The 13,558-nt window shown below is 43.3% G+C and carries 13 protein-coding genes; 3 read left to right on the forward strand and 10 right to left on the reverse strand.

Translation table 11 applies throughout. The annotated features are described in order from the left end of the window. Positions 1-112: 112 nt before the first annotated feature. Positions 113-1,354, forward strand: a complete 1,242-nt coding sequence (locus tag AB6C75_RS09755; RefSeq protein WP_372107656.1) for an integrase domain-containing protein — start codon at positions 113-115, stop codon at positions 1,352-1,354. 427 nt (positions 1,355-1,781) lie between these two features. On the opposite strand, the gene AB6C75_RS09760 is transcribed toward AB6C75_RS09755, so the two are convergent. The 10 genes from AB6C75_RS09760 to AB6C75_RS09805 form a co-directional block, all read right to left on the reverse strand. Then, positions 1,782-3,188 (reverse strand): YfcC family protein, encoded by a 1,407-nt coding sequence (locus AB6C75_RS09760; RefSeq protein WP_048611918.1) that lies wholly within the window; start codon positions 3,186-3,188, stop codon positions 1,782-1,784. 73 nt (positions 3,189-3,261) lie between these two features. Then, positions 3,262-4,371, reverse strand: a complete 1,110-nt coding sequence (locus AB6C75_RS09765) for an NAD/NADP octopine/nopaline dehydrogenase family protein (protein ID WP_123297081.1) — start codon at positions 4,369-4,371, stop codon at positions 3,262-3,264. Between the two features lie 192 nt (positions 4,372-4,563). After that, entirely contained in the window at positions 4,564-5,499 is a 936-nt protein-coding gene (locus tag AB6C75_RS09770; protein WP_372107657.1) for a LysR family transcriptional regulator, read from the reverse strand. Positions 5,500-5,783: 284 nt separating this feature from the next. Further along, entirely contained in the window at positions 5,784-6,143 is a 360-nt protein-coding gene (locus AB6C75_RS09775) for a RidA family protein (protein ID WP_372107658.1), read from the reverse strand. Further along, entirely contained in the window at positions 6,118-7,575 is a 1,458-nt protein-coding gene (locus tag AB6C75_RS09780; protein ID WP_372107659.1) for an FAD-dependent oxidoreductase, read from the reverse strand. Before AB6C75_RS09780 ends, AB6C75_RS09775 begins: the two co-directional genes overlap by 26 nt. An 11-nt stretch (positions 7,576-7,586) precedes the next feature. Beyond that, positions 7,587-7,883, reverse strand: coding sequence for a (2Fe-2S)-binding protein (locus AB6C75_RS09785; protein ID WP_054541260.1), 297 nt, complete (start codon positions 7,881-7,883; stop codon positions 7,587-7,589). Further along, positions 7,867-8,964: an NAD(P)/FAD-dependent oxidoreductase gene (locus tag AB6C75_RS09790; RefSeq protein WP_372107660.1), complete on the reverse strand. Its 1,098-nt coding sequence runs from the start codon at positions 8,962-8,964 to the stop codon at positions 7,867-7,869. Before AB6C75_RS09790 ends, AB6C75_RS09785 begins: the two co-directional genes overlap by 17 nt. A gap of 56 nt (positions 8,965-9,020) precedes the next feature. Further along, positions 9,021-10,046, reverse strand: a complete 1,026-nt coding sequence (gene dctP, locus AB6C75_RS09795; protein WP_054541262.1) for a TRAP transporter substrate-binding protein DctP — start codon at positions 10,044-10,046, stop codon at positions 9,021-9,023. A gap of 13 nt (positions 10,047-10,059) precedes the next feature. Then, the gene (locus AB6C75_RS09800) at positions 10,060-11,358 is read right to left on the reverse strand and encodes a TRAP transporter large permease (RefSeq protein ID WP_017065559.1); all 1,299 of its coding nucleotides are present in this window, start codon (positions 11,356-11,358) and stop codon (positions 10,060-10,062) included. Next, positions 11,355-11,843, reverse strand: coding sequence for a TRAP transporter small permease (locus AB6C75_RS09805; RefSeq protein WP_017065560.1), 489 nt, complete (start codon positions 11,841-11,843; stop codon positions 11,355-11,357). Before AB6C75_RS09805 ends, AB6C75_RS09800 begins: the two co-directional genes overlap by 4 nt. A 112-nt stretch (positions 11,844-11,955) precedes the next feature. Here AB6C75_RS09805 and AB6C75_RS09810 point away from each other — a divergent pair, with 112 nt between their 5' ends. Both AB6C75_RS09810 and AB6C75_RS09815 read left to right on the forward strand, forming a co-directional pair. After that, a complete protein-coding gene (locus AB6C75_RS09810) occupies positions 11,956-12,882 on the forward strand; it encodes a LysR substrate-binding domain-containing protein (protein ID WP_054541263.1) in 927 nt (308 codons plus the stop codon). Positions 12,883-13,248: 366 nt separating this feature from the next. Continuing rightward, on the forward strand, positions 13,249-13,558 hold a 310-nt coding region (locus AB6C75_RS09815), incomplete at its 3' end, for a transposase (RefSeq protein WP_372107661.1).

Genomic DNA, 13,558 nt, shown 5'->3' on the forward strand with positions numbered 1-13,558 from the left:
AGACTCTTAGCCATTTCTTGGTCCCAAGAGATCCCATGATGTGTTGTAAAATCCACCGTTTAAAGTAACACTGTTAGTAACACTACAAGAAATACGGATTGGTGATGTTACTATGGCTAGGAAAACAACCCCATTAACAGCGACTCAGATCTTACAAGCAAAACCAAAAGAAAAGGAATATAGCCTGCTCGATGGTGATGGTCTTGCATTGAGAATAAAGCCCAATGGTTCCAAATTGTGGCTCTTTAACTATTACCGTCCGATTGCTCGTAAACGAGCAAACCTCAGTATTGGTAAATACCCATCTGTATCGCTTGCTAAAGCTCGAACCAAAGCTATTGAAGCTAGAGAACTACTTGCTGATGGTATCGACCCTAAAGAGCACCGTGACACTACTCTTAGAGAAAAACAGTTAGAATTGGCGAATACGTTACAGTCGGTATTTGATGACTGGATTGAAGTGAAGAGAACAAGCGTCAAAGAGCAAACGGCTAAAAAGTTAAAACAACGAATAGAAAAGTACCTTTTGCCGAATCTGGGTAAGTGTCCACTTGGCGATATCACGGCTCCTCAAGCGATCAAAACAATTAAACCCATTGCGAACCAAGGCAAGCTAGAAACAGTAGGGCGCTTGTGCCGCAACCTCAATGAGATAATGACCTTTGCAGTAAACACGGGTGTGATTGAACATAACAAGCTCGCAGGCATTGGTAAAGCCTTTGAAACAGCTAAGGTGACCAATCAAGCTTCGTTAGCCCCAGATGAGCTTCCAGAGCTTCTCAAAACAATCAACTATGCATCAATTAAACCCATCACTCGCTGCTTGCTAGAATGGCAACTTCATACCATGACAAGACCTGCTGAAACGGCTGGGGCACGTTGGGGTGAAATTGACAGAGAAAAGATGCTTTGGATCATTCCTGCTGAACGAATGAAAAAGGGAAGAGTGCATACTGTCCCTTTAACAAAACAAACTCTAGATCTATTGGAAACCATTGATCTCATCACGGGTGATAGTGAATACCTTTTCCCTGCTGACAAAAGTAACAAAAATCACATCAATAAAGAGACAGCAAATAAGGCATTAGTAAGAATGGGCATGAAGGGCAGGCAAACGTCTCACGGTTTGCGCGCATTAGCCAGTACCACTCTAAATGAACAGAATTTTGATCCAGACATTATTGAAGCTGCACTTTCTCATGTGGATAGAGATAAGGTAAGAAGCGCATACAATCGCACAGATTACCTTGAACGTCGTAAAGTTCTCATGGCGTGGTGGAGTGACCACATTGAAGAAGCTGCAAAGGGGAGCTTGTCGATGAGCGGTAAAAAGAGTCTTAAGGTTGTGGGTTAGTTGTATGGTAGTGCAAGAGCAACGTATAACTTACATACTTTAACTGTACTAGCTCATACTCGTTCTGACAGCTTTGCTGACAAGTCACGATAAAATCGTACACATATTCCGTTGGCATCGTGACTCAAAACGGGACAAAATATTCTTACATTAATCACTTAAATTAGAAAAATTCGAATGACTTTTGGTATCGGAAAATTGCTTAGTGAAGTGTCCAGTTCTACTGGAGGAAGCAGAGCACCTTAACGCCGTTTCTCTTTCTTAAGACTGCGTTAAATCAATCTATCAGCAACTCAATATGCAATTTTGTCACTATTCATTAATGGCTGAATAAACAAAGTTCACCTCTAAAGGGGATAGCCAGCCCCGAGATGAACTTTAATCTACGGCTAATTGACGTTGCTGTTGGGTTTATACTTCAGCCAGATTAGCTGATCACAACGCCAATACTTAGAAGAATCATGACCATGGTACAAAGTACGCCAAGCAATGGACCAATGAATTTTAGCCAAGATGAGTAAGCGACTCGCCCAATGGCTAGACCGCCCATCACCACGCCCGATGTCGGTGTCACAAGGTTTGGTAAACCAGAGGCAGATTGGTAGGCAGTGACAACCAGTTCACGGCCAACACCAGCAAAATCTGCGAGTGGGGCAAGAACTGGCATTGAGAGTACCGCAAGCCCTGAAGAAGAGGGAACGACCAAACACATCACGGCTTCGACCCAGTAGATAGCATTGATGAATGCGATTTCGTTTAACCCGCCTAATAAGCCTTCCGCGTAATGCAAAATGGTGTGGGTTATGTTGCCGTTATCCATGACGACCACAAGGCCACGAGCAATAGCGATGATCAGGGCTACTCCCAGAAGATCGCGCGCTCCGTTTACAAAACTGTCGGTAATTTCAACTTCTGACATCCGGCCAACGAAGCCAACAAGAATGCTTGAGCCAAGAAATAGAGCGGAGAGTTCAGCCATCCACCATCCTGCTGCGGATACGCCCCACATCATAACGGCGAAAGTTAAACCGAAGATAGCCAGTACCGCTTTACGTGTGTTGTTTAGCTCTGGTGTTTCTTGCTTTTTACTGTGTAGGAAATATTCTAAGTTTGACTCTTTCTGGTGAGCGACGATTGAAAGTTCAGGGTTGTTTTTCACTTTTTCTGCATAGCGCATTACATAGATAACACAAACGATCCAACCAAGAACAAGGATCACGGCGCGCAGAGCAAAGCCCTCCATAAAATTGATTTCAGCTGCGTTAGAGGCAATGACAGTCGCAAAAGGGTTAATAGTAGAGCCTAAACAGCCAATACCAGCACCAACCATGATAATAGCAACGCCAACGATACTGTCGTAACCTGCTGCGATCATTACAGGTATCAGCAGTGCGTAAAAAGGAATAGTTTCTTCCGCCATGCCGTAAACGGTACCACCCAGCGCAAACAACCCCATTAGAATAGGGATCATCCATTTCTCGCGACCTGATAGGCGTTTCATGGTTCCGGCGATGCCTGCATCAATCGCGCCGGTTTGGGTTACTACAGCCAAAAATCCACCGATAACCAATACAAATAGGGCGACGTCCACTGCACGCGCCACGTAGCTACCTGGGTCATAGAAGCCTTGAATTGGTGCCATTAAAATATCGACGATACCTTGAGGGTTTGAATCAACGGTTTGATACGTACCAACCATTGGCACCATACGGCCTAGTGTTTCATTGGTTTCCATCTGGTACTGACCGGCCGGTATAACCCAAGTTAAAATGGCCATTAGTACGGTCAATATCATCAAAATTGTGTAGGCAGAAGGGAATTTAAATTTTGTCATTACGATGTCCTTTTATTTCTTATGGGGCCGAAGCCCCATTTGTCGGATTTAGCCCAAAAGCTGTTCCTTCACGTTAGCTAACGAATTCCATGATTTGTTGAGCGGACATATCGCCAAGTCCCATTTTTTTTAATGTTCTTCCAGATTCGAAATAATTGGTCTCGTTATACGCATTGTCGATGTGCAGACAAGATGTCACCATAGGTGTGTCAATACCGACCAGTTTACCGAGCTCGTAACAAGGGACGAGAAGGTAAGCGGCATCTTCCGTGATGTATCGGTTGCTGGCTGAGTTGGGTGCGCTGTTCAGTTTGCCGTGGGTTTCTGAAGTGCGGTTAACCTCATAAACACTTTCACATTTCATACCGTAAAGGGCATTCATTGCTTGAAGCTCAGGCAACAGTTGTAATCCTAGCGCTTTGCCTATGGATTGACGCTCTGACTCCATTACTGCTGCCGCTTTTGCTGTTGAAACTGAGCAGCAATCTTTGTAGTAATTGAATTGGCCATCGAAGTTTTCTAGTAAGCCAATATTGAGTGTTGTTAGTAATGGATGTCCGCCAAAGTTGATGTTTTCTAATCCGGCTTCAATGACATTACTAAGCCTTGTTAGAGGTAAAGGCATCACAGTTTGTAAGGCTGCAATAGCCTCTTCCGTGCGATCTGCAGGATAAGCGGCGACAGGAAGGTGCTCTTTCATACCTAAAATAGCGATCTCTGCAGGCCCAACAATTCGAGTTGCCCAGGGAATCGAGATTGCGTCAACAAAAGTGATATCTAAATGGGTAAATCCTTGTTCATTTTTAATTCGATTTAGCGCTAATGAGCCATAATTCCCTGGCATAAGCATGATAATTTGGCCATCACGTAAATGAGGCAGCATTTGAGTAAAGAGTGGCTCTTGCGCAAATGATGGGACCGGTAAGACGAGTAAGTCGGCATATGAGACTGTCTCTGCCAGATCGCGGCTGATTTTGTCACACGCCTGAAAGCCACTGTAAGTCAGTTCAACGTCATTAAAGCTTTCAAGTGCACAGATCCCTCCTCGTTGTTCTATGTCTGCCAGAGGATGGTCAAAACCTGGCGAGCCATAGAGGCAGACATCAGCACCTTGTAGGGTAAAGTGATAGGCCGCTGTTAATCCAGCATTACCGGAGCCAATCACAGAGACGCGCGTTTTCATAATTTCTTCCTTATTGATTTTTGTTTTTCTGGTTGAGAGCTTAAGGAAGAAGGCATATTCGTCGCCAATGACTAAGCTGGAGGCTAGTATGCAAAAAAGGAATGATGAGAGGCTGGTGTTATCTCAAAGCATTGACTTTATTAGTATAAATTGATTTCACCAAAGTAGTCTGGCATCTCTGTAACTGTGAACTTAATCAGAATCATATTCACTGAGGTTTCGCATTGGGCCAATTTTGAGCTGAATATTCATCGCGTCAGCTTGTAACATGAATTGCTCAATGAACTGTTCCGCATTTCGGTGAATGGGCTTTAACGAAGGGTAGAGGATATCAAATTCAAACGGCAGGCCGAATACAAGTGGTTTCATTACGACCTTTGGGTGCTCGCTTTCCATGTAAGCGGTAAATGGATCAGTGATCGCGATCCCGACACCTTCTCGAACTAAGGTTGCAGCGGTGCTTGCCAGTGAGACTTCGATTTGCTCAATCGTTGATAGGTCATAGCGACGTAACAATGCATCGACTCTTCTCTGAGTAATATCCTTTTCGTGGCGGATGAGCACTTGACCCGCAATATCGTAGATATCTATGACCGAGCGTTTGGCCAGTGGCGAATCGGAGGGGATAAGACAGACGCATTCGCATTCTACTTTTTGTGCTTTTACACCCGCGAGGTGATCATCAATAAACGCAAAGCCAATGTCTGTTGTTTGACTTTGAACCCGCTGAATCACCTCTTCGGAACGATATGTTTTAAACCCGACTTTGACTTTAGGCGCTTGCTTTAAAAAGACCGCCAAGATTCTAGGCAAAAAGGCGTTTGAGAGAAGAGGCATCGCAGCAATATTCAGTGTCCCAAAATGGCGCGAGCGAATTGAATGCGCAGCGTGATCGAGACTTGATACAGCATCAAAGACTTTGGATACTTCAATATAGAAGGCTTCCCCCTCATTACTAAGCTCCAAGCGATTTCGTTTACGAGTAAAAAGTTGAAAGCCAATTCTTTGTTCTAAACTGGCTAATAGTCGACTGACGGCGGATTGACTAAGCGATAAGCGCTCTGCCGCGGCAGTGACGGTTTGACATTCAACAATGGCTTTAAAAGCATTGAGTTGGGTTAGCTTCATTACATACAGCTCTGGATACAGGAATCGATGAAATTACCAGAAGCTCTAATGGAATACCTTGAGCTGCAATGAGTAATCAACAATTTCTTGGCAAGTTTAAAGCTCAACTAAAAGTCGTTTTAAACAGTGATGTATGAAGATGACGTGGAGTACAAACGTTTAATGGGAGAGTTTTAGATAAGCCCTTATATATCTCAAAATGTAATTTATGGCTCTGTTAACGGTCTAATTATTGAACTAGACCGTTAACACATGGGCCTCCCGGTGGATAATCGCTACAAATTTTAAATATTGGTTTTGCGTGCTGCAGTCACAAGTAGCTCGACTTTGAGTTCAGGGCTAGCGAGTTTCGCTTCACCACAAGCTCGCGCAGGTGCGAACCCTTCATCAAACCATTCATCCCATACTGCATTCATTTCATTGAAATCACTCATGTCAGCTAGCCATACTGTGACCTGTAAAACATGCTGACAATCACTTCCTGCTTCTATAAGAAGGCTTTCTACTCTCGTAAGCGCTTCTCTTGTTTGCTCCGTAACGCTTGTACCACGGACTCCGACTTGACCACATAAATATACTGTATCGTTGTGGGTTACAATTTTGCTCATACGTTGATTATTATGCAGTCTCTGTATCTTGCTCATACTTAGTATTTCCTTTGTTATACTTTTTAATAAATGAACTCTTTGCGGGGGTGAGACTTGCTAGCTCTCCAAGTTTCAATGGTTTAATAGGGTTGCGTAGTCGGTAGTAGCCTACTTTTTCCATTGAAATACCCGCTTTGTCACTAATAATATGGGCCACCGTTGAGCCGCAATGGCGTCCTTGACACGGGCCCATGCCACAACGAGTGAACGTTTTTATTTGATTAATTCCACAGGCTCCCTGATCTACGTGATCGCGGATTTGTTTTGTTGTCACTTCTTCACACCGACAAACGATCGTATGATCGCTGGGGGCGAGTGCTTGCTTAGGTGGTGCGTACAACGCATCAAGAAACGGTCGTACTGATAGCTCTTTGTTTATTTTTGCTTTTATGGGGTTATCGTTATTTTTAGTTATGGGATTACCGTTAAGCTCAAGATCTTGCAGAGCCTTTTGTGCGACGAGTTCCCCTTGTAATTCTGCTACGAGTGCTCCTCCAATGCCCCCGCTGTCACCAGCAACAAACACACCGTAACGTGAGCTCATGTTGTTACTGTCTAACTTGGGCTTCCAGCAAACTTGTAACGAATCCCAAACATGTTCCAATCCCATAGCGCGAGTGAGCTGCACGTTAGGAATCACTCCTATATGTGCTAAGAGTGTTTCGCCTTTAAGTTCAACCGTTCTTCCTGAGCTTTGAAAGGTTAAACCTTCTAAACGTTGGCTACCTAGTGCTTCAATGTGAGTAGAAGATGTGTAACGCTTGATCCCAAGCTTATGAATCTTGGAAAGGAGCGTTAAGCCTTTGGCTATATAATTGCGTCCTTGCCATGCATTCAACCAATATCCGGCTGCTTTAAAGTAACTTGCGCTTTGCTGAGTATCGACAATGGCCTTCGGTGTAGCGCCGGCATCGCTCATCTGTACGGCGAGTAGGTAGAGAAGGGGACCTGTTCCAACCAAGATTGCATCTTTAGGGACAATGCCTGATGTTTTCATCATGATTTGGCAAGCCCCTGCAGTCATCACCCCTGGTAGTGTCCAACCTGAGAATGGGAATGGTCTCTCAATCGCCCCCGTTGCTATGATGATTTTCTTCGCGGTCGCTTTTTGAGCTTTCCCATCGCGACTCCAATAAACCGCGTTGTCTGAATCAATTCGCCATAGCGTAGCGCCAGAGAAATAAGAGATGTTAGCTTGGTTAAAAGTTTTAACGAGTTCGGCACCTCTTAAATAATCTGGCCCAAATATATGTCCGTGTGGGTGACCTGATTCTTGTATGGCTCTATAAATTTGGCCTCCTGGACGAGCTTGTTCGTCGATAACCATGACATTTGCTCCCGCCATAGAGCATTGAACTGCTGCTGACATTCCTGCAGGCCCAGCTCCGATCACACACACATCAAAATTCATGTTTGATTGTTCCAGCATGAAACCTCCTATTACATTGTTTGTCGGCGAATTTTCATGCCGTCTTTAATCAAATTCATGCAAGCTTGAACGTTAGGTTCTCCATCGACTTCAACGCGGCACTCAAAGCAACTACCCATCATACAAAACGGTGCTCTTGGTGAGCCGGATTGAGGCGTTGTACGAGTATGATCTACCGTTGCTGCTAGCAATGCTGCAGCTATGGTATCTCCGTCATACGCCTTGTAATATTGACCTTCCCATTCAAACTGAATTGATGTTTTCTCTTTATCCGAGGCAAGTCGTTGGAATCTAGAATCTGTCTTCACTGAATACCTCCAAATCTGGTGCGTTAGTAGATTGCTCAAGCCAATGCGGTAACAAATAACTATGAACTGCGGCTAGTGTAATACCGCTGTGGCAACTCACCAGGTAAGCACCTGGATGTGTTTTTGATTGTTGATATATTGGTAGGCCATCAGGTGAAACGATTCGAGTCGCGCCCCAACTTCGAATTAGCCTGGTGTGCTCTAAAAATGGATAAACAGCAATCGCTCGCTCAGCTATAGCAGCTGTAGTTGCGATGGTGTCATTGTTGTCAAATCCAGCATTTTCCTTAGAGTCTCCTATCTGGATACCACCTTCATCTACCTGACGAATAATACCGGAGGGACGCTTCATCTTTTTGGGGAGCTTTTCAGTGATTAAAACTTGCCCTTTTTGAGGAGAGACTAATGCTTTGAAGTTGAGTTTTGGGCCTAATTGAGCCGCTCCTAAACCTGCAGACAAAACAACTTTGTCGCTAGAATAAATCCTCCCATCTTCTAACGTGACTTGAAACGTTCCCGACTTATCTTGGCTAATATCAGACACATTCGTTCCAGTAATTAAATTAGCACCGAGCTTTCGGATCGCGGCAGTATACGCATTGAGTAACTTCAATGGATTGACATGCCCATCTTCTGCTCCGTAAATTGCACCGACGACGTCAGGGCCAATTTCGGGCTCCTCCTGTATTAGGCGTTTGCGATCCCAAATTTCATATGGATGGTCGCTATTCAATTGCTTACGTAGGTGCTCATACTGCTTAGCTTTAGCCATTAATTCTTCTTCACAGAAGTGGAAATCGTATCCCCCTTCTTGCACTAGGTTAAGCTTATGTCCGGTAACGTTTTCTAATTCTTCTGCGAGCTCTTTCCATAACTTTACAGATCGGCGAGTCCATGCTGCATAGTGAGGTGCGTCGAGCCCTTTACTCGACAACCAAACCAAGCCAAAATTGCCACGAGATGCACGATGATCGAGGTCGCCGCCATCCAGTACTGTTACCTGATGACCCGCTTTAAGAAGGCCATAAGCTAGTGCGCAACCCACAATTCCGCCACCGACAACAATATATTCCGGTTTCATAACATTCTCTTCAGCTTTCGTTGAGGGGGCAGGGTGCCCCCTTTGGTTGGTGTTTCTTAATTAAGCGCTTTGTCTAAGATTGGCTGGCTCCAATCAGAACCGATATCGTCAATAATTTGAGGCCATACTGTAGCGCGTACTTTGTTAGCTGTTTTGCTCAACTGACTTGGAGTCATTTCTATGATTGTTGCACCAGCTTCTACCAGTTTTTGTTCATTGGCTTTCTGGTCTAGTTGTGCAGCGCCCCAACGACGGTTTTCAAATTGAGCTGCGGCTGTTTTGAGAGCTGCTCTCTCTGCTTCATCGAGATCTTCTAAGCGCTCAGAATTGATCATCAGGTACCAGATTTCGAAGTGGGTATTGAGAGGAATATAGGTTTTTGTTACATCACGGAATGAAGCGTAATAGCCTTCAGCTCCAGAACCAATAACACCATCAACTACACCAGTTTGTACTGCCGTAAAAGCTTCTGAAAAAGGTAGGGGTGAACCAATATAGCCGACGTTATCTGCTAATAACTGGAAACTCTTGATCGGTGGTACACGAAGCTTAATACCTTTGGTTATATCGGGATCACCAGCACCAACTGCATTACGGTTTAACGAAATTCCTCCAAAGTAAACAGGGTAGGCTGCGAGCAATGTTATATCTTGTTTAGCAAATAGCTCTTCCATTGCTTCACGTACTGGTGCATTCGAACCGTAGATATTTTGAGCTTCTTGCCAATCGTTTGCTAAGAAAGGTAATAAACCAATTTGCATTCTACGGTCGGTAGATGTGGAGGCTGGTTGCAATGCCATATCAATTGCACCAATTGAAATTCGTTCCTGTACTAACGTGTAATCACCTAAAGCGTTAGCAGCATACACTCTTAGTTTAAGGTCGCCATCTGTCGAGGCTTTTAGATCGTTGCTTAACTGCTTGATGTCATTATCAACTACGGTACCTTGTGGGCGTACATGACTGATTTTTAGCGTTGTAGCATGTGCAGGGAAAGTACTTAGGGCGGCGGCCATAAGTGATGCCAACATAGTGACATTTTTTATTGTTTTTAATGGCTTTAACTTACTTGTTTTTAACATTGTTAATTTCCTTTTAATAACCAAACATAGTAGGGAGGTACAGAGATAATTCTGACCAAAAAGACGTAAGAATTACGACAGGTAGATACCCAAATAAAATGAGTAGCATTGCCGGCCCAACAACTTCAGAGAATTTTACGTTACCAATGCGAGCACCAAGGTATAGGATCGACGCATATGGTGGGGTCACTCCGCCCATCGCGGTATTGACTCCCATGATTGCAGCAAATTGAATTGGGCTGATGCCAATTGCCGTCATTAGTGGCAAAAGCAAAGGCGCTATAAGAATGATTGCAGTCAAATCGTTCACGACCATACCAACGACAAACAACAACAGATTAATAAAAATTAGTAATAAAAATTTGTCATCAGTAATATTGAAGATAGCTTCAACTAATTGTTGGGGGATTCCTTCTACAACAAACATTTGGCTAAGAATTAGACTGAATAAAATCATAAACATGATAGAACCAACCGCTGTTGCAGACTCTTTGCCGGATTCTAATAATGTCTTCCAACTCAATCCTTTATAGATCATAAAGCCGACTGGAACAGCATAGATAACAGCAACTGCCGCAGCTTCTGTTGGAGTCATAATGCCGCCATAAATACCACCAAGGATAATTACTGGCATCAATAAAGCAGGCACCGCGTTAAATGTTTGGCTAGAAGCTTTCTTAAACATCTCTGGTAAGCTCAGCTTGTCATCTAAAACAAGTGGGAACTTACGAGCCATAAACATATTGATTGCGGCAAAGTTGAACGTAACCAACAATCCAGGACCAAGTGTCGCGAGGAAACAAGCCAGAATTGATGTGTCAGTAACCCAACCATAAACAATCATTGTCACGCTTGGCGGAATGAGTAGACCTAATATTGACGAGTTAGCAATGAGTGCTGTCGCATAAGCTCGCGGGTAGCCTCGTTTTTCCATCTCGGGGATAAGTAGTGGCCCGATAGCCGCAATACCAGTTAATCCGCTTCCAGAAATGGCCCCGATAATCGCGCAACTAACAGAAGCTACGATACCTAGACCACCGCGTATATGACCGACAAATACATTCACAAAACCTAATAGACTAGCAGCGATTCCACTTCTACTCATTATGGTTCCTGCCAATACAAACAGGGGAATAGCCAACAAAACGGGGTTCATTAATTGCCCAGCGCCCCACATCATGTTGCCTTTCATCGACATGTCACCGGCAAAACTCATGACCATCAGTGCACCGCCGAAACAAAATGGAAGGGGAACGCCGAGAGTCAGTAGTATGACTAAAACTGAGACGGCTAATAGAGCGACTTCAATCATTGTTTCACCTTATTTACGAAAGACGATGGAGTTCTAAGTTGGTTAACCAGCTTTACGATATGTATGGCAATAAAAAGTGTGATCAGAAGAAGTCCGATGAATACGGAACATTCATGATAAAAAGTAGGGATATAGAGAGTGGGGCTTTCTTTCCATACGCGCCAAGCGTACTTGACATAATCCCATGCCCAGTAAGTAAGCCAGCTCGAAATAATAAAACTTATAATTTCGCCTACTAGTGCCAAAATTGTGTGCCCGCGTTCACTTTTGATGAAAATTTCTAAGACATTTGCTCGTATCTGAGAGTCTTCTCTTGAAGCATTAACTGCCCCAAGCATATATAGCCAGATTGTAGGAATGACCATTGATTCTTCGAGTCCCATAATTGGGACCTCAAAAATATATCGTGTCACGACCTGAACAAATTGCATTAGAGCTACTGATGCAATTAAGGCCGTGAGCAAGTATCGAAATTTTTGCTCCACCGTATGTTTCCTTATTGTTGTATTTGTAATTATTTGGTTATTTTATTGGTGACAATCAATAAAAACAAATTTAAAATTACTCTAAAGTCATAAATTTTACTTATAGGGTGTTATGAGCAATCTTTCGATAAAACAATTAGAAACGTTCCGTGCTGTAATGCGTTCGGGATCGGTGACTGTGGCTGCAAAAACTTTATGCCGCACTCAACCTGCAGTGAGCTCTATGATCGTAGGTCTTGAGAAGGAACTAGGGTTGACACTTTTTGAACGACAAAAGGGGCGTTTAATCCCCAACCCTGAAGCATATTTTTTGTTGGAAGAAACTGAGGCGATTTTAGAACGTTTAACTCGTTCAACTCAGTTAATGGCAGAAGTGAAAAACCTCACTAGAGGGAAGTTACGTATTGCTTGTATGCCCGCTGCCGCATTATTTTTTATGCCGCATGTTATAGCTGAATATGTAAAGGACAGACCTGAAGTTGAAGTATCCATGATGATGCGAAGTTCTACTATTGTTCAAGACTGGATTGCATCTCAGCAGTACGATATAGGTTATTCAGAGCTGCCCAAGGACAGAGATTCATTTCATGTAGAACCTATACAGCTTGAGGGAGTGTGTGCATTACACAAGGACCACCCTTTAGCGAGTAAACCGCTCATTACTCCAAAAGACTTAGATAATGTCCCCCTAGCAGCGCTGTTTACCCGTCATTCAGCAAGTGAACACACAAGACTGTTATTTGAAGAACATAACGTCACTTATCGACCTAGATTTGAGCTACAGAACTACATCTCTGGTTTTGAGTTTGTCGAACAACAGCTATGTGTTTGTATCTGTGACCCTATCAGTGCCGCTAGTTATAAACTATATAAAGGAAATCAAGGGAACGTTGTATTTCGCCCCTTTGCTCCAGCTATAGCTTATGATCACGCAATACTGACACCTGCTCACAAACCAATGTCAAAGCTTGCTGAAGTCTTTGCTTTAAATATCCGACAAGCAGTAGATGCGTTTGTGTATGATATCAATGGTTTCTAGATATATATATCTGTTTACGACCATAGACAAACTGGATGCTTATTTAGGTGGGTATGTCTTTTATCATTCTAGCCTCTTCTGAAATAATGCGTTCAAATGTTTCATTTAAGTTCAGCTCATAGAATTCAGATATTGATTTTAAATTATCTTTAGACTCCTGGCTAATCACGAGATTTATAGTGGTCTTATTTTTTGATTTTATTTTCTTTCTATATTTAACCTGATCCCAGGCTTTTTTCATTTTAATAAAAAACAATGTTTTTTCTGCATCTATACCATAAATTGAAGGCTTTGTTGCGTAATTCAATGGAACTAAATCAAGAACCTACGATCTGATCAGCTACCACCACTCTCTCTCGTAGCCTTATGCCTAAACCTTGTTACAAAACAACCAACTGGAAGCAATACAACCAATCGCTCATTAACCGTGGTTCTCTGACCTTCTGGATCGATGAAGAAGCAATAAGTGGGTGGGCGCAAAGCAAACAGAATAAGCGCGGGAGGCCTCGTCGGTTCAGTGATTTAGCTATCACGACAGCCCTCATGGTGAAACGAGTTTTTTCTATGCCATTAAGAGCGCTGCAAGGTTTTATCAACTCGATATTTAGGTTAGCCCATGTACCGTTAAGTTGTCCGCATTACACCTGCATCAGTCGTAGAGCCAAGCAAGTTGAGG

The sequence above is a fragment of the Vibrio sp. 10N.237.312.B06 genome (assembly GCF_041464685.1).
Lineage (GTDB): Bacteria > Pseudomonadota > Gammaproteobacteria > Enterobacterales > Vibrionaceae > Vibrio > Vibrio tasmaniensis_A.